General features: G+C 41.7%; 25 protein-coding genes, 1 rRNA gene and 2 other annotated features. All 26 genes read left to right on the top strand.

Translation table 11 applies throughout. The annotated features are described in order from the left end of the window. A 5S ribosomal RNA gene (gene rrf, locus ACFX4I_RS26415) occupies positions 1-77 on the top strand; the annotation flags it as partial. 364 nt (positions 78-441) lie between these two features. Beyond that, positions 442-903: a CtsR family transcriptional regulator gene (locus ACFX4I_RS20440; protein WP_048677843.1), complete on the top strand. Its 462-nt coding sequence runs from the start codon at positions 442-444 to the stop codon at positions 901-903. A 21-nt stretch (positions 904-924) separates the two neighbouring features. Then, the gene (gene mcsA, locus ACFX4I_RS20445) at positions 925-1,476 is read left to right on the top strand and encodes a protein-arginine kinase activator protein McsA (protein ID WP_098373578.1); all 552 of its coding nucleotides are present in this window, start codon (positions 925-927) and stop codon (positions 1,474-1,476) included. After that, the gene (mcsB, locus tag ACFX4I_RS20450) at positions 1,473-2,549 is read left to right on the top strand and encodes a protein-arginine kinase McsB (protein ID WP_377422714.1); all 1,077 of its coding nucleotides are present in this window, start codon (positions 1,473-1,475) and stop codon (positions 2,547-2,549) included. Before mcsA ends, mcsB begins: the two co-directional genes overlap by 4 nt. Positions 2,550-2,679: 130 nt before the next feature. Next, the gene (gene clpC / locus ACFX4I_RS20455; protein WP_283932465.1) at positions 2,680-5,121 is read left to right on the top strand and encodes an ATP-dependent protease ATP-binding subunit ClpC; all 2,442 of its coding nucleotides are present in this window, start codon (positions 2,680-2,682) and stop codon (positions 5,119-5,121) included. A 199-nt stretch (positions 5,122-5,320) separates the two neighbouring features. After that, positions 5,321-6,709 (top strand): DNA repair protein RadA, encoded by a 1,389-nt coding sequence (radA, locus tag ACFX4I_RS20460; protein ID WP_076372905.1) that lies wholly within the window; start codon positions 5,321-5,323, stop codon positions 6,707-6,709. A 2-nt stretch (positions 6,710-6,711) separates the two neighbouring features. Further along, positions 6,712-7,785 carry a DNA integrity scanning diadenylate cyclase DisA gene (gene disA / locus ACFX4I_RS20465; protein ID WP_076372903.1) on the top strand — a complete coding sequence of 358 codons (1,074 nt, stop codon included), beginning with the start codon at positions 6,712-6,714 and terminating at the stop codon, positions 7,783-7,785. Positions 7,786-8,010: 225 nt separating this feature from the next. Further along, positions 8,011-9,108 carry a PIN/TRAM domain-containing protein gene (locus ACFX4I_RS20470; protein ID WP_076372901.1) on the top strand — a complete coding sequence of 366 codons (1,098 nt, stop codon included), beginning with the start codon at positions 8,011-8,013 and terminating at the stop codon, positions 9,106-9,108. A 21-nt stretch (positions 9,109-9,129) separates the two neighbouring features. Continuing rightward, positions 9,130-9,819, top strand: a complete 690-nt coding sequence (gene ispD, locus ACFX4I_RS20475) for a 2-C-methyl-D-erythritol 4-phosphate cytidylyltransferase (protein ID WP_230301696.1) — start codon at positions 9,130-9,132, stop codon at positions 9,817-9,819. A gap of 14 nt (positions 9,820-9,833) precedes the next feature. Further along, positions 9,834-10,313, top strand: a complete 480-nt coding sequence (ispF, locus tag ACFX4I_RS20480; RefSeq protein ID WP_377422718.1) for a 2-C-methyl-D-erythritol 2,4-cyclodiphosphate synthase — start codon at positions 9,834-9,836, stop codon at positions 10,311-10,313. 90 nt (positions 10,314-10,403) lie between these two features. Continuing rightward, positions 10,404-11,861: a glutamate--tRNA ligase gene (gene gltX, locus ACFX4I_RS20485; RefSeq protein ID WP_309519542.1), complete on the top strand. Its 1,458-nt coding sequence runs from the start codon at positions 10,404-10,406 to the stop codon at positions 11,859-11,861. Positions 11,862-11,903: 42 nt separating this feature from the next. Continuing rightward, positions 11,904-12,152: a binding site (T-box leader), on the top strand. Positions 12,153-12,236: 84 nt separating this feature from the next. Then, entirely contained in the window at positions 12,237-12,887 is a 651-nt protein-coding gene (cysE, locus tag ACFX4I_RS20490) for a serine O-acetyltransferase (protein WP_141994055.1), read from the top strand. Between the two features lies 1 nt (position 12,888). Beyond that, positions 12,889-14,286 carry a cysteine--tRNA ligase gene (gene cysS / locus ACFX4I_RS20495; RefSeq protein ID WP_098373570.1) on the top strand — a complete coding sequence of 466 codons (1,398 nt, stop codon included), beginning with the start codon at positions 12,889-12,891 and terminating at the stop codon, positions 14,284-14,286. Between the two features lie 3 nt (positions 14,287-14,289). After that, positions 14,290-14,712, top strand: coding sequence for a Mini-ribonuclease 3 (locus tag ACFX4I_RS20500; RefSeq protein ID WP_230301700.1), 423 nt, complete (start codon positions 14,290-14,292; stop codon positions 14,710-14,712). Further along, complete coding sequence (gene rlmB / locus ACFX4I_RS20505; RefSeq protein WP_063235788.1) at positions 14,709-15,452, top strand: 23S rRNA (guanosine(2251)-2'-O)-methyltransferase RlmB; 744 nt, start codon at positions 14,709-14,711, stop codon at positions 15,450-15,452. The genes ACFX4I_RS20500 and rlmB overlap by 4 nt, the downstream gene beginning before the upstream one ends. Positions 15,453-15,456: 4 nt before the next feature. Next, positions 15,457-15,966 (top strand): NYN domain-containing protein, encoded by a 510-nt coding sequence (locus tag ACFX4I_RS20510; RefSeq protein WP_230301701.1) that lies wholly within the window; start codon positions 15,457-15,459, stop codon positions 15,964-15,966. Between the two features lie 85 nt (positions 15,967-16,051). Next, on the top strand, positions 16,052-16,684 hold the full coding sequence (gene sigH / locus ACFX4I_RS20515; protein ID WP_230301719.1) for an RNA polymerase sporulation sigma factor SigH: 633 nt from the start codon (positions 16,052-16,054) through the stop codon (positions 16,682-16,684). 199 nt (positions 16,685-16,883) lie between these two features. Then, positions 16,884-17,033 carry a 50S ribosomal protein L33 gene (rpmG, locus tag ACFX4I_RS20520; RefSeq protein WP_081113075.1) on the top strand — a complete coding sequence of 50 codons (150 nt, stop codon included), beginning with the start codon at positions 16,884-16,886 and terminating at the stop codon, positions 17,031-17,033. A 50-nt stretch (positions 17,034-17,083) separates the two neighbouring features. Then, complete coding sequence (gene secE, locus ACFX4I_RS20525) at positions 17,084-17,266, top strand: preprotein translocase subunit SecE (protein WP_076372883.1); 183 nt, start codon at positions 17,084-17,086, stop codon at positions 17,264-17,266. Positions 17,267-17,523: 257 nt separating this feature from the next. Beyond that, positions 17,524-18,057 (top strand): transcription termination/antitermination protein NusG, encoded by a 534-nt coding sequence (gene nusG / locus ACFX4I_RS20530; RefSeq protein WP_230301702.1) that lies wholly within the window; start codon positions 17,524-17,526, stop codon positions 18,055-18,057. Between the two features lie 174 nt (positions 18,058-18,231). After that, positions 18,232-18,657: a 50S ribosomal protein L11 gene (gene rplK / locus ACFX4I_RS20535; protein WP_034305057.1), complete on the top strand. Its 426-nt coding sequence runs from the start codon at positions 18,232-18,234 to the stop codon at positions 18,655-18,657. Positions 18,658-18,761: 104 nt separating this feature from the next. Beyond that, complete coding sequence (gene rplA, locus ACFX4I_RS20540) at positions 18,762-19,457, top strand: 50S ribosomal protein L1 (RefSeq protein ID WP_057276474.1); 696 nt, start codon at positions 18,762-18,764, stop codon at positions 19,455-19,457. 46 nt (positions 19,458-19,503) lie between these two features. Next, positions 19,504-19,654, top strand: a sequence feature (ribosomal protein L10 leader region). A gap of 39 nt (positions 19,655-19,693) precedes the next feature. Continuing rightward, positions 19,694-20,194, top strand: a complete 501-nt coding sequence (gene rplJ / locus ACFX4I_RS20545; protein WP_034305052.1) for a 50S ribosomal protein L10 — start codon at positions 19,694-19,696, stop codon at positions 20,192-20,194. Positions 20,195-20,257: 63 nt separating this feature from the next. Beyond that, the gene (gene rplL, locus ACFX4I_RS20550; protein ID WP_034305050.1) at positions 20,258-20,617 is read left to right on the top strand and encodes a 50S ribosomal protein L7/L12; all 360 of its coding nucleotides are present in this window, start codon (positions 20,258-20,260) and stop codon (positions 20,615-20,617) included. A 194-nt stretch (positions 20,618-20,811) separates the two neighbouring features. Further along, positions 20,812-21,417: a class I SAM-dependent methyltransferase gene (locus ACFX4I_RS20555; protein ID WP_230301720.1), complete on the top strand. Its 606-nt coding sequence runs from the start codon at positions 20,812-20,814 to the stop codon at positions 21,415-21,417. 238 nt (positions 21,418-21,655) lie between these two features. Further along, positions 21,656-25,225, top strand: a complete 3,570-nt coding sequence (gene rpoB / locus ACFX4I_RS20560; RefSeq protein WP_377422722.1) for a DNA-directed RNA polymerase subunit beta — start codon at positions 21,656-21,658, stop codon at positions 25,223-25,225. Positions 25,226-25,228 lie beyond the last annotated feature (3 nt).

The following is a 25,228-nucleotide window of genomic DNA, read 5'->3' on the forward strand; positions in this document are numbered from 1 at the left end:
CCGAACACGGCAGTTAAGCTCTTCAGCGCCGATGGTAGTTGGGGGTTTCCCCCTGTGAGAGTAGGACGCCGCCAAGCCATTTAAAAAGATCAGCCATCCGGCTGGTCTTTTTGTTGTTCGTAATTTTAAAAAAGGTTTTTTATTTTCAGGGACAGCATAGGGCTGGCCTTATTTGTATTGGTTACAATATCATGAGGAGGAATTGGGCCGAATTTAAGTGGTGAAACCTTAAGAGAGAAGAATAATATCAGGTTTTGCATGTATCTTTTTAGGGTATTTATGTAAGATATTTCAACTTTAATGTTCAATGGGGTATGTAACTACATATAATTTGGAGAAAATGGATAATACAGAAAGAGAAAGTGCGTTTAAGTTGCAAAATGCATTATTCCTTGTATAATAATAGTCAAATATAGTCAAAGTCAGAATGGAGGAGGCTGAGTGAGAAACATATCTGATGTTATCGAAACTTATTTGAAGCAAGTACTTGAAATAAGTCAAAAAGATATCTTAGAGATTAAAAGAAGTGAAATAGCAGATAAATTTCAGTGTGTTCCTTCTCAAATCAATTACGTAATCAATACCAGGTTTACCATCGAGAGAGGTTATGTTGTGGAGAGTAAGCGTGGAGGCGGCGGTTATATACGCATCATGAAAGTGGAATCACAGGATTCCGTGCAACTTATCAACCAATTATTATCGCTTATTGGTTCTAGGGTAACCCAATCGATGGCTGAAGGAGTAATTTCAAGGCTGATGAATGAAGACGTCATTAATGAAAGAGAAGCAAAGATTATGATGAGCGTCATAGATAGATCGGTGATTTATATCGACCTACCTGACCGCGATGAGCTTAGGGCAAGAATTTTAACTGCGATGCTTACGACTTTAAAATATAAATGAAACTGGCAGAGGTGATGAACGTTGATTTGCCAAGAATGTCATCAAAGGCCTGCTACCCTGCACTTCACCAAAATCATCAATGGAAAAAAGACTGAAGTCATGATTTGTGAGAAATGTGCTCAGGAAAAAGGTGAAATGTTCATGGATGCAGGAGGACCTGGTTTTTCAATAAATAATTTATTAGCAGGATTGTTGAATATGGAGTCGAATATTCAACAGACAAAGGCAAATGCATTTCCCAAAACGGAAGAGAGACGTTGCCCGCATTGTCATCGATCTTATAAAGAATTTGTCCATATTGGTAAGTTTGGCTGTGCCGAATGTTATAAAACGTTCAATGAACAGTTAAATCCCATTTTAAAGAGGGTTCATAGCGGCAATACAGCACATATAGGGAAAATTCCAAAAAGGATTGGTGGCACCATATATCTTCGAAAGCAAATTTTGGATTTGAAAGAAGTTTTAAAGGTCCACATTGATCAAGAGGAGTTTGAGAAAGCGGCAGAGGTAAGAGATAAGGTTCGTTCCCTTGAAAAAAGGTATGAAGCGCAAGAGGGAGGCGAGGAATTATGAGCTTGGAAAAGTTTGTAGAAAACGCCTTGAGTTCCTGGATGAGTGCCGAAGGGCCGGAAATCGATATTGTATTGAGTTCGCGGATTCGGCTGGCCAGGAATTTTAAAGACTTTACCTTCCCAACCTCCTTTTCTAACGAAGAAGCTAAAAAAATCATTGAATTGGTCAAAAAAAGAATCGAAGAAGAAGTAACACCGGAGATTGGAAAACTGGAACTTTTAGAGATTGACCAATTGCAGCCACTGGAAAAGCGAGTTCTCGTTGAAAAACATTTAATCAGTCCCCATTTAGTTGAAGATTCAGCGAAAAGCGCATGTCTCCTTTCGGAAAATGAAGAAATAAGTATCATGATAAACGAAGAGGATCATCTCCGTATTCAATGTTTAATGTCGGGGTTGCAGCTAAAGGAAACCTTAAAGATTGCAAATGTTCTTGACGATTGGATTGAAGAATCCATAGACTATGCATATGATGAGGAAAGAGGATACCTAACTAGTTGTCCGACTAATGTGGGAACAGGATTAAGGGCTTCAGTCATGATGCATCTGCCGGGCCTTGTCCTTACACAGCAGATGAATAATATCATACCGGCTATCAACCAATTGGGGTTGGTGGTTCGAGGGATTTATGGAGAGGGCAGTCAAGCCTTGGGGAATATTTTTCAAATCTCCAATCAAATTACTCTTGGAAAGTCGGAAAGGGATATCGTTGAAGATCTAACAAGTGTAGTGCAACAAATCATAGCCCAGGAACGGTCAGCGAGGGATGCATTAGCGAGGACTTCCCACATACAATTAGAAGATAGAATTTTCCGTTCATATGGGATTTTGTCCAATGCTCGCATCATCGAGACCAAGGAAGCAGCTACCTGTATCTCCGATGTTAGATTAGGGATAGATCTTGGGTATATAAAGAATATTTCTAAAAGCATTCTAAATGAGTTGATGATTTTGACGCAGTCGGGATTTTTACAAAAGTACGCAGGCGGCCCTTTAAGACCCCATGAAAGGGATATCCGTAGAGCAGCACTCATCCGGGAACGCTTGAATTTCACGGAATCTTCCTCCTTATAAAGGTCATTGACCTCTTTAGGGAGTATCAAATTTCATGTAATAGATATGGAGCAAGAAGAAGCTTCTGCCACAACTTAGAGAATTGCCAGCAACTTTATTCAAAACGAAAATTCTTAAGGAGGAATTCCCTATGATGTTTGGTCGTTTTACTGAAAGAGCCCAGAAAGTATTAGCATTAGCCCAAGAAGAGGCAATCCGTTTAGGTCATAATAATATTGGCACGGAACATATTTTATTGGGCCTGGTCCGAGAAGGTGATGGTATTGCTGCCAAAGCGTTATATGCTCTTGGATTGGGTTCGGATAAGATTCAGAAAGAAGTGGAAAATTTAATTGGCCGTGGACAGGATACGGCTCAAACGATACATTATACCCCAAGAGCAAAGAAAGTCATTGAGCTTTCCATGGATGAGGCAAGAAAATTAGGTCACTCATATGTTGGGACAGAGCATGTTCTTCTAGGTCTTATACGAGAAGGGGAAGGTGTAGCTGCCCGTGTATTGAATAATCTGGGAGTAAGTTTAAATAAAGCTCGACAACAAGTATTGCAACTTCTGGGAAGCAATGAATCAGGTGGTCATCAAGGTTCAGCCGCTTCAAATGCAAGCACGCCGACACTGGATGGCCTTGCCCGTGATTTAACGGCGATTGCCAGGGAAGGAAGTTTGGATCCCGTTATCGGAAGAAGTAAGGAAATACAGCGTGTCATCGAGGTATTAAGCCGTCGTACAAAAAATAACCCGGTATTAATCGGTGAACCTGGGGTTGGTAAAACAGCCATTGCTGAAGGGCTTGCCCAACAGATCATCAATAATGAGGTACCTGAAATTTTACGTGATAAACGCGTAATGACACTTGATATGGGTACTGTTGTGGCTGGTACTAAATACCGGGGTGAATTTGAGGACCGGTTGAAGAAAGTTATGGATGAAATACGTCAGGCGGGTAATATCATCCTATTCATCGATGAATTGCATACATTGATTGGTGCAGGTGGTGCAGAAGGTGCCATTGATGCCTCCAATATCCTTAAACCATCATTGGCCCGAGGTGAATTACAATGTATCGGTGCCACCACTTTGGATGAGTACCGGAAGTATATTGAAAAGGATGCTGCGCTTGAACGTCGTTTCCAGCCAATCCAAGTCGATGAGCCGACTATTCAGGAATCCATCCAAATTCTCAAGGGGCTGCGTGACCGTTATGAGGCACATCACCGCGTATCGATTACTGACGAAGCGATTGATGCCGCAGTCAAATTATCCGACCGTTATATTTCCGATCGCTTTTTACCGGATAAAGCGATTGACTTGATTGATGAAGCTGGTTCCAAGGTTAGGCTGCGTTCATACACAACGCCACCTAACTTAAAAGAACTTGAAGTGAAGCTGGATGATGTTCGTAAGGAAAAGGATGCTTCCGTTCAGAGTCAGGAATTTGAAAAAGCTGCTTCGCTTCGCGATACAGAACAACGCTTAAGAGAACAATTGGAAGAAACGAAAAAAACTTGGAAAGAAAAACAAGGGCAGGAGAACAGTGAAGTGACTGTAGATGACATTGCACACGTCGTATCCAGTTGGACGGGAGTTCCAGTCACTAAATTGGCGCAAACAGAGTCAGACAAACTGCTTAATATGGAGTCAATCCTACATGATCGTGTTATTGGGCAGGAAGAGGCTGTCATTGCGGTTTCTAAAGCAGTACGACGTGCAAGGGCAGGTTTGAAAGACCCTAAACGTCCAATTGGTTCATTCATCTTCTTGGGACCTACAGGGGTCGGTAAAACCGAGCTAGCCCGTGCTTTAGCTGAATCCATTTTTGGTGATGAAGATGCCATGATCCGCATCGATATGTCCGAATATATGGAGAAACATTCGACTTCACGTCTTGTTGGATCCCCTCCAGGATATGTTGGATACGAAGAAGGCGGTCAGTTAACGGAAAAAGTGCGGAGGAAACCATACTCCGTCGTTCTGCTTGATGAAATAGAAAAGGCGCATCCGGATGTCTTCAATATTCTTCTTCAAGTATTGGAAGACGGAAGACTGACAGATTCCAAGGGGCGTACTGTCGATTTCAGGAATACCATCCTGATTATGACATCGAATGTAGGGGCGTCGGCCTTGAAAACTGATAAGTATGTCGGCTTTAACATCCAGGATACTGGCCAGGACTATAAAAATATGAAAGGGAAAGTGATGGAAGAACTCAAACGTGCATTCCGTCCGGAATTCCTGAATCGTATTGATGAAACTATCGTGTTCCACTCATTAGAGAAGGATCATTTGAAACAAATCGTTACATTAATGTCAAATCAGCTTACTACCCGTTTGAAAGAACAGGAGATATACTTGGAGCTGACAGATGCGGCCAGAGAAAAAATTGCTACGGAAGGTTTTGATCCGGAATATGGAGCACGGCCAATCCGCAGGGCACTTCAGAAGCATGTAGAAGATTATCTATCCGAAGAGTTGCTTAAGGGCAATGTGAAAAAAGGGCAAACGGTCGTAATGGATGTCGTGAATAATGAGTTTGCAATCCGACAAGGCGAGCCTGTTAATGTAAGTGAATAACCTGATCCTAAACTTCGAGGTACACGCAGATTCTTTTGCAGTGTACCTCTGTTTTTTATCTATAGGTAGATTTGAGTATAAATGGGATAAGCAGAATGAATATTTTTTTTAAAAAAACTTAGCCTTAAGAAGGTTTAAATAAAACCGAGGTATAATATCCTTAATATAGATATTTTTTCCAAAGGAAAAGGAGTAATTTATGGCTGTAAAGAAGAAAACAAAATTTATGTGTCAGTCTTGTGGATATGAGTCCCCAAAATGGATGGGGAAATGCCCAGGATGCGGTGAATGGAACAAAATGGTCGAGGAAACCGAAATCGTTAAACCTGCTAGAAAAGGCGCTTTTACCAATTCAGAGGTTAGAGGTTCCGGGGAACGGGAGAAGGCAGCACCCATAACGACTATTCAATCAGAAAAAGAACCCCGGATTAAGACGGATTTAATGGAATTGAATCGTGCTCTTGGGGGCGGGATCGTACAGGGATCACTTGTATTGATCGGAGGGGACCCGGGTATCGGTAAGTCCACCCTGCTTTTACAGGTATCATCCCAATTGGCGCATAAACAGAAAAAAGTGCTTTATATTTCAGGTGAAGAATCAGTCAAGCAGACCAAATTGAGAGCGGATCGGCTTGGGACCATGTCGGAAAATCTATTCGTTTATGCTGAAACCGATATGGATTATATCCAACAGGCAATTACGGATGTAAAACCGGATTTGGTCATTATTGACTCCATTCAAACGGTATACCATTCGGAGGTTACATCCGCCCCGGGAAGCGTTTCACAAGTGAGGGAGTGCACAGCCTCACTCATGCGCATTGCTAAAACGAACGGAATTGCGATTTTTATCGTCGGACACGTTACAAAGGAGGGAGCCATCGCGGGGCCACGGCTGCTTGAGCACATGGTTGATACTGTATTATATTTTGAAGGTGAAAGACACCATACATATCGAATTATACGTGCGGTTAAAAATCGCTTTGGTTCGACGAATGAGATGGGTATTTTTGAAATGAAAGAACATGGATTGGAAGAGGTCGCGAATCCATCGGAAATTTTCCTTGAAGAACGGTCGCAGGGAGCCTCGGGTTCTACAGTCGTCGCGTCCATGGAGGGAACAAGGCCGGTGCTAGTCGAAATTCAAGCATTGATTTCACCTACGAGTTTTGGCAATCCGAGGCGAATGGCCACGGGAATCGACCACAATCGAGTTTCGCTTTTAATGGCTGTTCTGGAAAAGAGAGTGGGCTTGCTGCTCCAAAACCAAGATGCGTATTTAAAGGTTGCTGGTGGTGTCAAGCTGGATGAACCTGCAATTGACCTCGCTGTCGCAATAAGCATTGCTTCAAGCTTCCGTGATAAACCAACAAACCCTGCCGATTGCATCATTGGTGAAGTGGGGCTGACTGGTGAGGTAAGAAGGGTGTCAAGAATTGAACAAAGGGTGCAGGAAGCAGCAAAATTAGGGTTTGAGCGGGTTATCATACCGGCTAATAATATAGGGGGATGGACCGCGCCGAAAGGGATTAAGATCGTTGGTGTTTCATCTGTTTCGGAGGCTCTTAAACAATCGTTAGGGGGGTAAGTATGACAGATAAAAAAGGGTATGAGAAAACAAAATTGGAAATCCTGCAAATTGTTGCTCCGGGTACCCCGCTTCGGGAGGGGATTGAAAATGTCCTGAGGGCAAACACAGGTGGTTTGATAGTGGTCGGATATAATGAGAAGGTGCGGGTGATCGTGGATGGTGGCTTCGAAATCAACTGCAGCTGTACCCCCAGCACATTATATGAGTTGGCAAAGATGGACGGGGCCATCATTTTAAATGAAACAGCCGATAAGATCATTTTCGCAAATGCCCAACTAGTTCCGGATAACAGTACACCTTCCACTGAAACGGGAATGCGGCATAGGACAGCGGAACGTGTGGCAAGGGAGACCAAGTCGTTGGTCATCGCAATCTCACAACGTCGGAATGTCATCACTTTATATCAAGGCAATTTCCGATACGCCCTTAAAGATATAGGAGTCATACTTGCCAAGGCTAATTTAGCCATCCAGACCTTGGAAAAATACAAGGTGGTCTTGCAGCAGAGCATATCGGTTTTAGGAGCACTCGAGTTTGAGGAAATCGTGACCTATGCCGACCTTTTGCAGGTATTTCACCGATATGTAATGGTGCTCAGAATCAAGGCGGAGCTATTAACGTACCTTAATGAGCTTGGTACGGAAGGAAGATTGATCCGTTTGCAAATGAATGAAATCCTGGCAGATATTGAAACGGAAGGAAAATGGCTTATCAAGGATTATACCTCCAGTAATGATGAAAATCCCGAGGAAATCATTTTTAGGCTTCAAGAGTTGGCCATGCAGGAAAAACTGGATGAAAGCATTCTTCTAAAGGTGCTGGGCTATCATGGATACATACACCTTGATGAGTCAGTACATCCCCGTGGTTACCGTATTCTTCATAAAATTCCACGCTTGCCGGGTTTGATCATCGAAAATTTAGTGAAACAGTTCGGAAGCTTTAGTGAAGTCAATAAAGCTACGGTTGAAAACCTTGACGATGTGGAGGGCATAGGCGAAGTCCGCGCCAATAAAATCAAAGAAGGACTCCGGATTTTGAAAAATCAGCTTGTCACAAATAGAAGGATGTAGGTGCAGCTGGCCTTTTAAATTCCGCTGAACTAGCTTGAAATTGATTGGTGTTTATTTTTGACACTCAAAACTCAGGGTGCTAGGCTAATATTACGAAAAAGAGAAGAAATCATATTTGTAAATCCACTAATTCCTCATGTGAATTTAACGTATATAATGAAAACGAACTTTCGAAGGTTTCATTTTATTTTATTGGTCAATAATGAGTAGAAGGAGGTGAAAGGGATGTTAAAACGCATTATACAAGCATGCTTCTTAATAGTCGGCGGAACACTTGGTATGTTACTTATTCCAGAATTATTAATTGTTTTACATGCAGATGATATTGCTTTAATAAACAATCCTTATGTAAGTGTACTGTTGGGTGCCATTATCTTTTATCTTATAACTTTTTGGGCAGTAGATCATGTGATCTATTTTATGAAGTGGCTGGAGGAACAGCTAGTAAAGATACCAATTACGGATATAATCTTTGGCAGCGTCGGTCTTTTAGTGGGACTGCTTGCGGCGTTCTTGGTTGGCTCCGCCTTCAGTGCCATCAAGGTTCCTATTTTAAATACAGTGGTTCCCATCATCCTTACGCTTTTATTTGGTTATCTTGGTTTTCAGGTGGGCTTTAAAAAGCGTGATGAGCTATTGAGTTTATTCACGAAAAGCAATAAGAAAAAGAACACTGATGGTGAAGCGAGCGAAGAGGATGAAGAGGGGTATAGCAAGCGGCTGAAGATTCTCGATACAAGCGTCATCATTGATGGTAGAATTGCGGATATTTGTCAGACAGGCTTTCTGGAGGGTACCATAGTCATTCCTCAATTCGTATTAAACGAACTGCAGCACATTGCCGATTCATCTGATGCATTGAAAAGGAATCGTGGAAGACGAGGTTTGGATATCCTGAATCGGATTCAAAAAGACCTTCCGATTAAAGTGGAGATGTACGAGGGGGATTTTGAAGACATTCAGGAAGTGGACAGTAAACTAGTGAAACTTGCCAAAATATCGGGCGGAATGGTCGTTACCAATGATTTCAATTTAAACAAAGTATGCGAGTTTCAAAATGTGGCGGTTCTTAATATCAATGACCTTGCAAATGCTGTAAAACCTGTTGTCCTTCCTGGGGAAGAGATGAATGTTCAGGTCATCAAGGACGGGAAAGAGCAGAACCAGGGCATCGCTTATTTAGACGATGGCACCATGATTGTTGTCGAGGGTGGCCGTGACCATATCGGGAAACGCATCGATGTACTTGTCACAAGTGTATTGCAAACTTCTGCAGGCCGTATGATATTCGCTAAACCGAAACTATTAGAAAAAGCATTATAAAGAAGAGTAGGAGAAACCGTTATGTTTTATGAAGTAGTGATACCTGCAGCTGGGCAAGGCAAAAGAATGAAGGCGGGCAAGAATAAACTTTTTATTGAACTATCGGGTATCCCGATTATTGTTTATACACTGCGTGTCTTCGAAGAAGATCCTGACTGCCGGGGAATCATCCTTTCGATAAACCCGGCAGAAAAGGATTATTTCAGTCAATTGATTTCAGCGTATGGGCTTAAAAAGGTCAAGAAACTGGTCAAGGGTGGCAAGGAGCGCCAACAAAGCGTTTATAATGGACTGCAACATGCAGGAGAAGAAATCATCCTGGTCCACGACGGTGCCCGCCCTTTTATCAATCTTGGGCAAATCAGTGAATTGACTACTGCCGCCTCCCTTCATGGAGGTGCCGTAATTGCAGTGCCCGTTAAGGATACGATTAAAAAAGCGTCAAACAAAAAGGTAGTGGAAACAGTGGAACGATCAAGCTTGTGGGCGGTACAAACTCCACAAGCTTTTCGTGTATCCATATTAAAAAGTGCGTATGAACAGGCAGAAGCTGAAGCATTTTTAGGGACGGATGATGCAAGCTTGCTAGAGCGGATCAATGAACAGGTAGTTATTATTGAGGGCAATTATGATAATATTAAAATTACGACTCAGGAAGACCTTTATTTTGCAGAAGCGATTTTACATAAACAACAACATGGAAAACGATGATTGGGGAGAATGATATGTTTAGAATAGGACAAGGATATGACGTTCATCAACTTGTGGAGGGGAGACCTTTGATTATTGGGGGGATTACGATTCCGTATGAGAAAGGTTTGTTAGGTCATTCGGATGCGGATGTCCTTCTGCATACAGTTGCTGATGCCTGCTTGGGGGCAATTGGTGCAGGAGATATCGGTAAGCATTTTCCAGATACAGATCCTGAATTTAAAGATGCCGATTCGGCAAAACTGCTGCAGTTTATTTGGGCGATCGTAAAAAAAGAAGGATATTCCCTAGGCAACGCGGACTGTACAATCATTGCGCAAAGCCCGAAAATGGCACCGTATATTGAGGAAATGCGAGGCAGGATTGCTGAACTTTTAGATGCGTCGATAGACAGAATTAATGTAAAGGCGACCACTACCGAGAAACTTGGATTTACAGGCAGGAGCGAAGGAATCGCGGCACAGGCTGTGGTTTTATTGGTTAAATCAAACTAATTTCGTTTTTAGAGTGGATGCCTTTATCCCAATGTATTTAAATGATAATATATACAATAGAATAGAACGACTGGGAGGTCTATATATATCATGAGCAGCGATATTCGAGTTCGCTATGCACCGAGTCCGACTGGACATTTACATATTGGTAATGCACGGACTGCTTTGTTTAATTATTTATACGCACGAAATAAAGGCGGGAAATTCATCATCCGTATTGAAGATACCGACCAAAAGAGAAATATTGAAGGCGGAGAGGAAAGTCAGCTTAAATATTTGAAATGGCTTGGTATGGATTGGGATGAAGGTGTTGATGTTGGCGGTGAATTCGGGCCATATCGTCAATCCGAAAGGAACGACCTTTATCAGGAATTGTATCAAGAGCTTCTCGATAAGGGTTTGGCATATAAATGCTATTGTACGGAAGAAGAGCTTGAAGCAGAGCGTGAAGGACAGGTCGAACGGAATGAAACGCCAAAATATTCAGGGAAGTGCAAGCATTTAACTGAAGAAGAGCAAGCGGAACTAGTGGCTCAAGGAAGAAAACCTAGCATTCGCTTTGCCGTTCCAGCTGGGAAGGTCCTTACTTTCGAAGATATGGTTAAGGATGAGGTTTCGTTTGAAGCGGATGGCTTTGGTGATTTTGTCATCGTTAAAAAAGATGGCATTCCAACCTATAACTTTGCAGTGGCCGTCGATGATCACTTGATGAAGATTTCCCATGTCCTTCGCGGTGATGATCATATCTCCAATACTCCAAAACAACTGATGATTTATGAAGCTTTCGGCTGGGAACCGCCGGTATTCGGACATATGACGCTGATTGTAAACGAAAGCAGGAAGAAACTGAGTAAACGTGATGAGTCCATCATTCAATTCATTGAGCAATATGAAGAGCTTGGTTATGTACCTGAAGCTTTATTCAATTTCATTACATTACTAGGATGGTCTCCGGTCGGGGAAGAAGAGATTTTCACGAAGGAAGAATTCATTAATCTTTTCGATGCTGATCGGCTGTCTAAATCACCCGCACTTTTCGATAAACAAAAGCTTACATGGATGAATAACCAATATGTAAAGCAATTGGACGGAAATCGTGCAGTGGAATTGTCAATGCCTCACTTAATTAAAGCCGGGAAGGTTTCAGAGACACTGACCGCAGAAGAAGAAGAGTGGGTACATGGGCTAGTTTCCCTTTTTCAAGAGCAGATGAGCTATGGAGCGGAAATAGTCGAGCTATCTGAACTGTTTTTCAAGGATGAGGTCGTGTTCGAGGAAGAAGCCAAGGAAGTACTGGCTGAAGAACAGGTACCGGAAGTCATGAAAGCTTTCCTTCAGGAGATCGATGGCCTTGAAGAATTTAACGCGGATGAAATCAAGAAGTCGATTAAAGCCGTACAAAAAAGCACAGGCCATAAAGGGAAAAAATTATTCATGCCGATAAGGGCGGCCGTCACGGGTCAAACACATGGTCCTGACTTGCCTAAGGCAATTTCATTACTCGGCAAAGAAAAAATTAAACAGCGTATTCAGAGTATTTTATATTAACAATTTGTCAAAAATGTAATATAGTATTTAATAATCTTACAAAAGAACGCGTAGATGGGGAGAAGTAAGTAAACGAAGCTTTTTAGAGAGAACCATAACCTGCTGAAAGTGGTTCAAGCCTCTCGTTTTCTGAAATGCACCCTTGAGTCCTTTGCTGAACTAACCTATAGTAGGCACAGGCGGAATGTCCTCCGTTACAGGGATTAAAGTTGGGGATGAAAAAACAGGAAAAAGCTTTACCTGCTTCGTACATTCCAAACAGAGTGGAACCGCGCTTAAAGCGTCTCTGTCTATTTGGACAGAGACGCTTTTTTATATGCTTTAAAAGCTTCAAAGGGGATGTTGGAAAAGTACGGAACATAGGGGGGAATCATTTTGTTAAAGATGTTTAAAGAGGATATCGAAGTGGTTTTTGATCAAGATCCTGCTGCGCGCAGCTATTTGGAAGTCATATTGACGTACGCGGGTTTACATGCGATTTGGAGTCATAGGATGGCTCACGCACTATTTAAGAAGAAATTCTTTTTCCTGGCAAGAAGTATATCTCAGATCAGTCGGTTTTTTACCGGAATTGAAATTCATCCAGGGGCTACGATTGGCCGTCGTTTCTTCATTGACCATGGAATGGGGATCGTCATTGGCGAAACTTGTGAAATTGGCGACAATGTATCTGTCTTTCAAGGTGTAACCCTTGGAGGGACAGGAAAGGAAAAGGGGAAACGTCATCCTACGATAAAGGATAACGTTTTGATTGCTACAGGAGCAAAAGTGCTGGGTTCCATCACTGTTGGGGAAAACTCAAAAATCGGTGCAGGATCGGTCGTTTTAAAGGAAGTGCCACCTAATTCCACAGTGGTGGGCATTCCAGGTAAAGTGGTCATTCAAGATGGAATCAAAATCAACAAAGATCTAAATCATTGTGATCTTCCTGATCCAATCGCCGATCGCTTTAAGGAATTGGATAGTGAAATCAGGGCCTTAAGAGCGAAGATGGCTGAACAGAAGCAGAAAGAAAGGAGTCTATAATATGGCGATTAAAATATATAACACAGCTACAAGAAAAAAGGAAACCTTCGTCCCGATGGAAGAGGGAAAGGTGAAGATGTACGTATGCGGACCCACTGTCTATAATTACATTCATATTGGTAATGCGAGACCGGCAATCGTATTCGATACCGTCCGTAGGTATTTGGATTACCGTGGATATGATGTGCAATTCGTTTCGAACTTTACGGATGTGGATGATAAGCTGATTCGTGCGGCAAAAGAATTGGGGGAAGATGTTCCAACCATATCTGAGCGTTTCATCAAGGCTTATTTTGAAGATGTGTCGGCATTGGGCTGCAAAAAAGCCGATGCTCACCCAACCGTAATGGAGAACATGGATGCAATCATTGAATTCATCTCGGCATTAATTGAGAAAGGATTCGCTTATGAATCTGAAGGGGATGTGTATTACCGAACTCGTAAGTTTGAGGGTTATGGAAAACTTTCACATCAGTCCATCGATGAGCTACGAGTGGGGGCACGTATTGAAATAGGGGAGAAAAAACAAGATGCCCTTGATTTTGCCCTTTGGAAAACGGCCAAGGATGATGAAATATCTTGGGAGAGCCCATGGGGTAAAGGGCGACCTGGCTGGCATATCGAATGCTCCGCAATGGTCAAGAAGTATTTGGGTGATACAATCGATATTCATGCTGGAGGTCAAGATCTGGCTTTCCCGCATCATGAAAATGAAATTGCACAATCCGAAGCATTGACGGGTAAGACTTTTGCGAATTATTGGATGCATAACGGGTATATAAATATTGAGAATGAAAAAATGTCTAAGTCCTTAGGCAATTTCGTCCTTGTGCATGACATCATTCAGAAGCATGATCCACAAGTGTTACGCTTCTTTATGTTATCTGTACATTACCGTCATCCTATCAATTATAGTGAAGAAGTGCTTGAAAATGTAAAAGCGTCCCTCGATCGCTTAAGGACATCTTATCAAAACTTAAAGCATCGCCTTCAAGTAAGTGACGGATTGACTGAGAATAATGATGTTTGGTTGGGGAAGCTGAATGAATTACATGAACAATTCATTAAAGAAATGGATGATGATTTCAACACAGCTAATGCAATATCCATGCTCTTTGAACTTTCCAAACAGGCAAATTATTACTTGATGGAGAAAAACACAGACAAGGAAGTGATTGATGCTTTCCTTGATAAATTCAACATCCTATTTTCTGTCCTAGGGTTGTCCCTTGAAGAAGAGGGGCTTTTGGATGAAGAAATTGAAGGCTTGATACAGCAGAGAATTCAAGCGCGGAAAGACCGCAATTTTGGGTTATCTGATGAAATTCGTGATCGCTTGAAAAACATGAATATCATATTAGAGGATACCCCTCAAGGTACAAGATGGAAAAGAGGGTAATTAATGCTTCATTACGATAGTAAGGTAGATGCAAAAATGCTGAACAGTCTTGCTTTGGCATATATAGGTGATGCTGTATACGAAACGTATATACGGCATCACCTCATTCAAAAAGGAGCGGTCAAGCCCAATCTGCTACACAAAAAAGCTACATCTTTTGTAGCTGCTAAAGCGCAAAATAAAATCATCCACTTTTTCCTGGAGTCAGATTGGTTATCGGAAGAGGAATCCGCTGTCGTTCGGCGCGGCCGAAATGCAAAATCCGGTACGGTACCGAAGAATACAGATGTGCAAACGTATCGCTACAGTACAGCCTTCGAGGCACTTATAGGATTTTTGTATTTATCCGGTCGAATAGAAAGAATGGAAGAACTCATCAAAAAATCCATTGAATACATTGAAGAAGAAAAGGGGAGTAACCCATGAGTGAAGAATATATCATTGGCAGAAACCCCGTATTGGAAGCACTTCGCTCCGAACGGGATATTAATAAAATTTGGATAGCCGAGGGCTCGCAAAAAGGCTCGATGCAACCACTCATCGGTCTGGCGAAGGAAAAGAAGGTATTCGTGCAAATCGTACCGAAGAAAAAAATTGACCAAATGGCAGAAGGCATCCATCAAGGCGTTATCGCACAAGTGGCTGCATATGAATATGTGGAGCTGGATGACTTATTCGCAAAAGCGGCTGAACGGGACGAAGCACCTTTTTTCATGATCCTTGATGAAGTTGAAGATCCGCATAATTTAGGTTCGATCATGAGGACGGCTGATGCAGTCGGGGCCCATGGAATCATCATTCCAAAAAGAAGAGCGGTGGGCTTGACGGCAACAGTGGCAAAAGCTTCGACGGGTGCAATCGAATATATTCCGGTAGCTCGCGTTACAAATTTGGCAAGAGCGGTGGAAGAGTTGAAAGAGCGAGGGGTATGGATAGTCGGTACCGATGCGAAAGGCAGCGATGATTACCGTAACATGGACGGAAAGATGCCTATCGGACTTGTTATCGGCAGCGAAGGAAAAGGCATGGCACGGTTAATGAAGGATAAATGTGATTTTCTCATCCGTCTCCCTATGGCAGGACAAGTAACTTCGTTAAATGCATCGGTAGCGGCCGGTTTATTGATGTATGAGGTTTATAGAAAAAGAAATCCTCTAGGGCAATGATGGAATGAATATTCTGTTGGTGGACGGTTATAACATTATTGGAGCTTGGCCGGAACTGAGGGAATTAAAAGAACGGGATCTTGCTGCTGCAAGAGACCGGTTGATAGAAATGATGGCGGAATATCAAGCATTTACCGGATACCGTGTAATTATTGTATTTGACGCTCAATATGTTCAGGGAATTGCCCGCATATTCAAAAATCACAAAGTTGACGTAATTTTTACAAAAGAAAATGAAACTGCGGATGAAAGAATAGAAAAGATGGCCATTGAACTGAATAATGTCAAAACGCAAATTCAAGTGGCAACCTCTGACTTCACGGAACAGTGGGTGATCTTTGGCCAAGGGGCCCTAAGGAAATCCGCTCGTGAACTGCTTGTTGAAATGGAAGAAATTCAAGGCGAAATCAAGAAAGATGTAAGAAAAACAACGACGATAAGACCCGTGGCAAAGATTCCTTTAAGTGAAGAAGTGGCAGAAATTTTCGAAAAATGGCGCCGAGGTAAAATTTGAACCATTGACGGGTAAAATTTACCTGCTGTATAATATTTCTATCTGAGTCAGGTCAGGGGGATATAATGTGGGTCTCAAATTCGGAATGAAGCTGAACGAAAAGTATCTGCAGTTTGAGGATGATGAATTGATAGGGATGGTGCACACTGGAGACAGTGAGGCGCTGGATTATTTGATCCAAAAGTATCGTAATTTTGTAAGAGCGAAAGCAAGGACTTATTTCTTGATTGGTGCCGATAAGGAAGACATCGTGCAAGAAGGTATGATTGGTTTATATAAAGCCGTCCGTGATTTTAAAGGGGATAAATTATCTTCCTTTAAAGCATTTGCAGAACTATGCATTACGAGGCAGATCATTACAGCTATCAAAACAGCAACACGTCAAAAACATATTCCGCTCAATTCCTATGTTTCCCTGGACAAGCCCATTTATGATGAGGAATCGGACCGAACTCTAATGGATATTATATCGGGTACGAAAGTTTTGGACCCGGAAGAACTGATCATCAACCAAGAAGAGTTTGACGATATCGAATTAAAGATGGCCGAGCTCCTGAGTGATCTTGAGAGAAAAGTGTTAGCTCTTTACCTGGATGGACAAACCTACCAAGAAATTTCGGAAGAGTTGAACCGGCATGTTAAGTCAATCGACAACGCCCTTCAGCGGGTGAAAAGAAAGCTCGAGCGCTATCTGGAAGTAAGGGAAATCAGTTTATAATCCCTCCGCTTTTTCCGCTTAATTTCATCTGTCCCTTCTCCACATGGAAGTTTATTATTCACTAAAAGTTTTAATGGATGTTAAGTAACCGATGTTTGATTTCCGGTGTCCATAATGGGTGAAACCCGCTTTGATATTGACAATAAAAAACAGCCGTGATAAGGTTTTATGGATATAGTAGATAGGATAGGTGTATCTAATGCGAAAAAAAATAGTTCTTGCATGCACTGATTGCGGTTCAAGAAATTATAGTTATGAGAGCAAACAATCGACAAGCGGCGAACGACTGGAAATCAAGAAATTTTGCAGTACATGCAACTCACACTCGATTCATAAAGAAACGAAATAACCGTTTTATAAATAGATTGACAGAAGCTTCTAATGCTTGGAGGTACATTCATGAAACGTTTTACCGAATTTTTCAGCGGAGTCGCTCGCGAAATGCGAAAAGTAAGCTGGCCGAAACGCAAAGAGCTTACCAAATATACAATCGTGGTAGTAACGACTGTATTGTTTATGGCTTTATTCTTTACAGTGGTCGATTTGGGTATTTCCGAATTAATTCGCTTAGTTATTGAATAAGAGATTCGAAAATAAGGTATAATAGTGATAGAATAATATGTGTCAGCAGAAAAGCCCGGAAACGGGTTTTTTAATTTGTCTTTTTTAATAAATGAAGAAGCTCAAAATCGAGCACTGCTGTAATATGAATCATCACAATATTTTCTAGTTAAGTCAGGATGACGCCGGTATGGTTTTTTGGCTAAAACGTTCAAAGATAAAGATTAATAAAGAAAATGATTGATTGCAGGGAGGGAAGGACGTTAAAGTCCTAACACATGGAAAAGAATTGGTATGTAGTTCACACCTATTCAGGTTATGAGAACAAGGTTAAGGCTAACTTGGAAAAACGTGTTGAAACTATGGGGATGGAAGACAAGATCTTTCGCGTTGTAGTTCCAGAAGAAGAAGAAACAGAAGTGAAAGATGGCAAAAAGAAAGTGACCAAAAAGAAAGTATTTCCAGGTTATGTGTTGGTTGAGATCATCATGACGGATGATTCATGGTATGTTGTCCGGAATACGCCTGGCGTAACAGGTTTCGTAGGTTCATCTGGAGCTGGGTCAAAACCGACTGCATTGCTTCCGGAAGAAATTGAAGTCGTCCTTAAACGAATGGGCGTAGATGAAAGCAAAATCGAAGTTGATTTTGAAATCGGTGAAACGGTTCAAGTTAAAGAAGGACCTTTCGCAACCTTTGCAGGGCCAATTGAAGAACTTGATAAAGACAAAGGGAAAGTAAGGGTCCTAGTCAATATGTTCGGTCGTGATACACCGGTTGAACTTGATTTTAATCAAGTGGAAAAATTATAAACGGAAAAAAACTTGAAATTGCCTTTTGAAAGTGGTAAAATTTCAAAGGTCAGTATGTTTCAATTTTTAGGCCTCAACGATACAAGCATTCTTTATTAATATATAAAGAATTCAAGATGAGTGGGAGGGTATTACCCTATTACCACATCACGGACTTATAAGGAGGTGTGTCTCGTGGCTAAAAAAGTAATTAAAATGGTTAAATTGCAAATTCCTGCTGGTAAAGCGAATCCGGCACCGCCAGTCGGTCCTGCATTAGGTCAAGCTGGTGTAAACATCATGGGATTCTGTAAGGAGTTCAACGCTCGTACAGCAGATCAAGCTGGTCTAATTATTCCTGTTGAAATTACGGTATTTGAAGACCGTTCATTTACATTCATTACAAAAACTCCGCCGGCTGCAGTATTGCTTAAGAAAGTAGCTGGTATTGAGTCTGGTTCTGGTGAACCTAACCGTAATAAAGTTGCTACAGTCAAGCGTGATCAAGTGCGCGAGATTGCTGAAACTAAAATGCCTGACCTAAACGCTGCAAGCGTTGAAGCTGCAATGCGTATGGTTGAAGGTACTGCTCGCAGCATGGGTATTGTCATCGAAGACTAATCCATGTAATTGCTATTTGTTTCTACGGGGTTGCGATTGATACTCGCAACCTTTATTCGTGGGAGGTCATTCCGTTAAAACCACAATTTAGGAGGATTTATATCATGGCGAAAAAAGGTAAAAAGTATCTTGAAGCAGCTAAGCTTGTAGAAGTTTCTAAGGCTTATGCTGTAACTGAAGCAATCGAAGTTGCTAAAAAAGCAAACTTCGCAAAATTCGATGCGACTGTTGAAGTGGCTTTCCGTTTAGGCGTAGACCCTAAGAAAGCTGACCAACAAATTCGTGGAGCTGTTGTTCTGCCGAATGGTACTGGTAAAACTCAACGTGTATTAGTGTTCGCTAAAGGCGAAAAAGCAAAAGAAGCGGAAGCTGCTGGTGCTGACTACGTTGGCGAATCTGACTACATCAACAAAATCCAACAAGGATGGTTCGAATTCGATGTAATCGTTGCGACTCCAGACATGATGGGTGAAGTTGGTAAACTCGGCCGTGTATTAGGACCTAAAGGTTTAATGCCTAACCCTAAAACTGGCACAGTAACATTCGACGTAACAAAAGCTGTTAACGAAATCAAAGCTGGTAAAGTTGAATACCGCGTAGATAAAGCTGGTAACATCCATGCTCCAATCGGTAAAGTATCTTTCGAGGATGCTAAACTAGTGGAAAACTTCACTACTATCTATGATACATTAATGAAAGTTAAACCTGCGGCTGCTAAAGGAACTTACATGAAAAACGTTTCTGTAACAACTACAATGGGCCCTGGCGTGAAAGTTGATCCTTCTACTTTCAATAAATAATTGACATTCCAAAACTATTATTGTTATAATAAGTTTTGTTGTGAATAAATGAATATCATTTGTACCGTAGACAGTAGGTGCTCGTTACGAGCTTAATTCCCTGCCGAGGTAATTCGATAATAATAGTCCTTGACTATGACTTTTGAAATTACTGCCTTCATGTCTGCAATAGAGATGAAGGCTTTTTCTTTGAAACGGTATAAATGTTTTCAAGCAAATCTACAGGAGGTGTAAGGATGAACGCAATTATTGAACAAAAGCAAAAAATCGTTGCTGAGATTACTGATAAGTTAACTGCAAGCCAATCAACAGTAGTTGTTGACTACCGTGGATTGACTGTTGCTGAATTAACAGAACTTCGTAAGCAACTTCGTGAAGCTGGCGTTGAGTTTAAAGTTTACAAAAACTCTATGACTCGCCGTGCTGCGGAAAGTGCTGAACTTAGCGCTTTGAACGAATCACTAACAGGACCAAACGCAATTGCATTCTCAACTGAAGATGTTATTGCGCCAGCAAAAATCCTTAACGATTTTGCGAAAAAACATGAAGCGTTAGAAATCAAAGCTGGAGTTATCGAAGGAAATGTTGCAACTGCTGAAGAAATTAAAGCTCTTGCAGAACTACCTTCACGCGAAGGCCTACTTTCAATGCTACTCAGCGTGCTTCAAGCACCTATGCGCGGACTTGCTCTTGCTACAAAAGCTGTTGCAGAGCAAAAAGAAGAACAAGGCGCGTAAGCTAACTGCTTATTTAGCCTACTGATTCAAAAAAAAACCAACCATTTCGAGGAGGAAATAAAAATGACTAAAGATCAAATCATTGAAGCAGTTAAAAATATGACTGTTTTAGAATTAAACGACCTTGTAAAAGCAATCGAAGAAGAATTTGGCGTAACTGCTGCTGCACCTGTAGCTGTAGCTGCTGCTGGTGGCGCTGCTGCTGAAGAAAAAACTGAGTTTGATGTAATCCTTACATCTGCTGGAGATCAAAAAATCAAAGTTATCAAAGCTGTACGTGAAGTTACAGGTCTTGGACTTAAAGAAGCAAAAGAACTTGTTGACAACACTCCAAAAGCAATCAAAGAAGCTGCTTCTAAAGAAGAAGCTGAAGAAATCAAAGCTAAACTTGAAGAAGTTGGAGCTGGCGTTGAAGTTAAGTAATCTTGCATAAACAAAAAGCTCGCTATCACTGGCGGGCTTTTTTTCTTCATTTTAAAGAAATGACGGAAACTAGCCGTTAATGGTTTGATAACGAGGGTTTCGTTATTCGGACATTCCGGCGTGCAAGCATCCATTCTTCAATTCTCTTCTCTCATTAAATCTTCAATATTCCTTTCTGATAGGGGGAGATGACTCTGACCGAGCATTACTACTCACATAAACCGGATGTCGTAAGCAATCCGAAATTTTGGGATTTCACATTAAAGGGACGTGCCTTTCGCTTCAAAAGTGATAACGGTGTTTTTTCGAAAAAAGAAGTTGATTTCGGATCGCGTCTTTTGGTTGAGAGTTTTAACCTTAATGAAGCTGTGGAAGGAGATATTCTCGATGTTGGTTGCGGTTATGGACCAATCGGAATATCGATTGCGGCAGCTTATCCCGATAGAACGATAGAAATGATTGATATAAATAGCCGGGCAGTTGAATTGTCAAAAGAGAATGCCGCTTCCAATGGGATTGCAAATGTGAAGATTTACGAAAGTGATCGTTTTGACAAAGTTGGCTCCAATCAATTCGCGGCGATTCTTACGAACCCTCCCATTCGCGCAGGTAAAAGTGTAGTCCACGAAATTTTAGAAGAAAGCTATCGCAGTTTGGTAGCTGGTGGAGAATTATGGGTTGTCATTCAAAAAAAACAAGGGGCTCCTTCCGCAATGGATAAAATGGAGCAATTATTTGGAAATATTGAAGTGCCCGTTAAGAAAAAAGGTTACTATATACTATTAGCCAAAAAGGTTTGACTCTAAATTTTCGCTATGTTAGTATTATAAAATGCATATATATAATTCCGTAACTATGCAATTTTTATACCATTGGTGTATAACCAATGGATAATATGGGAAAAATATATAAATAATAGTTCGTTTTATGAGAAATAGTGGTTTTTAAAATAAAAACCATTTTCTTTTTGTCTATGGAAATGATTCCTTTTCCGAGGCAAATGGATCCTTATAACGCTTGATTTAAGGGGTGAATCAGTTGACAGGTCAACTTGTTCAGTATGGACGACACCGCCAACGTAGAAGTTATGCAAGAATCAGTGAGGTTTTGGATCTTCCGAACCTGATTGAAATTCAAACAGCTTCTTATCAATGGTTTCTAGATGTAGGTTTAAAGGAAATGTTCCAGGATATTTCTCCTATTGAGGATTTTACAGGTAATTTATCGTTAGAATTCATCGATTACAGCTTAGCTGAGCCGAAGTATTCTGTGGAAGAAACAAAAGAACGCGATGTTACGTATTCTGCACCACTTCGTGTGAAAGTGCGCCTTGTTAACAAAGAAACAGGGGAAGTGAAAGACCAGGATGTATTTATGGGGGACTTCCCGCTGATGACTGAAACAGGTACATTTGTCATCAATGGTGCTGAACGGGTAATTGTATCCCAATTAGTGCGCTCACCGAGTGTTTACTACAATGGGAAAATGGATAAAAACGGTAAGCTTGGATTCTCTGCGACCGTTATTCCTAACCGTGGCGCATGGCTCGAATATGAAACAGACGCCAAGGATGTTGTGTATGTTCGAATCGACCGCACCAGGAAATTACCGATCACGGTATTGATGCGTGCCCTTGGATTCGGAACAGATCAAGAAATCATCGATTTGATCGGAGATAACGAATATCTTCGCAACACTCTTGAAAAGGATAACACCGAGAGTGTAGAAAAAGCATTACTAGAAATCTATGAGCGTCTACGCCCAGGTGAACCGCCTACTGTCGAAAACGCGAAAAGTCTTTTAGTATCACGCTTTTTTGATCCGAAACGTTATGATTTAGCTAATGTAGGCCGTTATAAAATAAACAAAAAACTGCATATTAAGAACCGTTTATTCGGACAACGTATTGCAGAGACTTTGATTGATCCTGAAACAGGTGAAATCATCGTTGAAAAAGGGACAATGCTTGATCGTCGTACCCTTGATAGGATTCTGCCTCATATCGAAGCTGGAATCGGATTCAAAACATTCCATCCATCAGGTGGTGTAGTAGAGGAAGAAACTCTTCTTCAACCTATTAAAGTGTTTGCACCAAACGATGCTGAAGGCGAAAAAGTGATCAATATCATCGGTAATGCCTATGTGACCGACCAGGTCAAAAACATTACACCGGCTGATATTATTTCTTCCATTAGCTATTTCTTTAACTTATTGCATGGTGTGGGAATCACGGATGACATTGACCATTTAGGTAACCGTCGTCTTCGTTCTGTTGGTGAATTGCTGCAAAACCAATTTAGAATTGGTTTATCCCGTATGGAGCGTGTCGTACGTGAAAGAATGTCCATCCAGGATACGAATACAATCACTCCACAGCAACTAATCAACATTCGTCCAGTCATTGCATCCATTAAAGAGTTCTTTGGAAGCTCACAGCTTTCTCAATTCATGGATCAAACGAACCCGTTGGCTGAATTGACGCATAAACGTCGTCTATCTGCATTGGGACCTGGTGGTCTGACCCGTGAGCGTGCTGGCTTTGAAGTACGTGACGTTCATTATTCCCACTATGGCCGCATGTGTCCGATCGAAACGCCTGAGGGACCGAATATTGGTTTGATTAACTCGTTATCCAGTTTTGCAAAGGTTAATCCATATGGCTTCATTGAAACACCATACCGCCGTGTGGACCCTGAAACAGGTAAAATTACGAGCCAAATCGACTACTTAACAGCTGATGAGGAAGATAATTATGTAGTTGCCCAAGCGAATGTACGACTGTCAGATGACGGTTCATTCCTTGATAATGATGTTGTTGCACGTTTCCGCGGTGAAAATACCGTTGTTCCGCGTGACCGCGTAGATTACATGGATGTATCTCCTAAACAGGTTGTATCTGCTGCGACAGCATGTATTCCTTTCTTGGAAAATGATGACTCCAACCGTGCCCTTATGGGAGCGAACATGCAACGTCAAGCAGTTCCTTTGCTGCAACCGGAATCCCCTCGAGTAGGAACGGGTATGGAGTATGTTTCAGCGAAAGACTCCGGTGCTGCTGTAATCTGTAAACACCCTGGTATCGTAGAGCACGTTGAATCACGTGAAGTATGGGTACGTAGGGTAAGTGAAGTTGACGGACAGCAAGTAAAAGGAAATCTTGATAAATACCGTCTATTAAAATTCATTCGTTCTAACCAAGGAACGTGCTATAATCAACGCCCTATCGTAAGTGTTGGCGACAACGTTGTAAAAGGTGAAATTCTTGCTGATGGTCCTTCAATGGAAAAAGGTGAGTTGGCACTTGGACGTAACGTATTGGTTGCCTTCATGACATGGGATGGATATAACTATGAAGATGCCATCATCATGAGTGAACGATTGGTTAAAGATGATGTGTACACTTCTATTCATATTGAAGAATATGAATCTGAATCACGCGATACAAAATTAGGGCCTGAAGAAATCACCCGTGATATCCCTAACGTAGGGGAAGATGCGCTTCGCAATCTTGATGAGCGCGGAATTATCCGTGTGGGTGCTGAAGTGAAAGACGGAGACCTTCTTGTTGGTAAAGTGACGCCAAAAGGTGTAACGGAACTGACTGCTGAGGAACGTCTATTACATGCAATCTTCGGTGAAAAAGCACGTGAAGTAAGGGATACATCACTTCGTGTACCTCACGGCGGCGGCGGAATCGTTCTTGATGTTAAAGTATTCAACAGAGAAGACGGCGATGAACTGCCTCCTGGTGTAAACCAACTAGCACGTGTATATATCGTTCAAAAACGTAAAATCCATGAAGGCGATAAAATGGCTGGCCGACATGGTAACAAAGGGGTAATCTCCAGGATCCTTCCTGAAGAAGATATGCCTTATTTACCAGATGGCACTCCAGTCGACATCATGTTAAACCCATTGGGTGTACCTTCACGTATGAACATCGGTCAGGTGTTGGAGCTTCACTTAGGTATGGCTGCACGCGCACTTGGCATTCATGTAGCATCTCCTGTATTCGATGGTGCCACTGAGGAAGATGTTTGGGGTACGATTGAAGAAGCCGGGATGTCCCGTGATGCAAAAACTGTCCTTTATGATGGCCGTTCAGGTGAAGCATTCGATAACCGTGTATCAGTTGGTGTCATGTATATGATCAAACTGGCACATATGGTCGATGATAAACTTCATGCACGTTCAACTGGACCTTACTCCCTTGTTACGCAGCAACCACTTGGTGGTAAAGCGCAATTTGGTGGACAACGTTTCGGTGAGATGGAAGTATGGGCACTTGAAGCTTATGGTGCTGCTTATACATTACAAGAAATCCTAACCGTTAAATCAGATGATGTCGTAGGTCGTGTTAAAACGTACGAAGCGATTGTCAAAGGTGAAAATGTCCCTGAACCAGGCGTTCCTGAGTCCTTCAAAGTATTGATTAAGGAGCTTCAAAGTTTAGGATTGGATGTTAAAATTCTTAATGCCGAAGATCGTGAAATCGAAATGCGTGATTTGGAAGATGAAGAAGAAGCCAACCAAGCAGACAAATTAAGCCTTGATTCAGAAACTAAAGATATGGTTGTTTCCGAAGTAGGGGCACCTGTCAAAGAATAAAAT

It is taken from the genome of Peribacillus sp. YIM B13472 (genome assembly GCF_042788005.1).
GTDB classification, from domain to species: Bacteria; Bacillota; Bacilli; order Bacillales; family DSM-1321; genus Peribacillus; species Peribacillus simplex_E.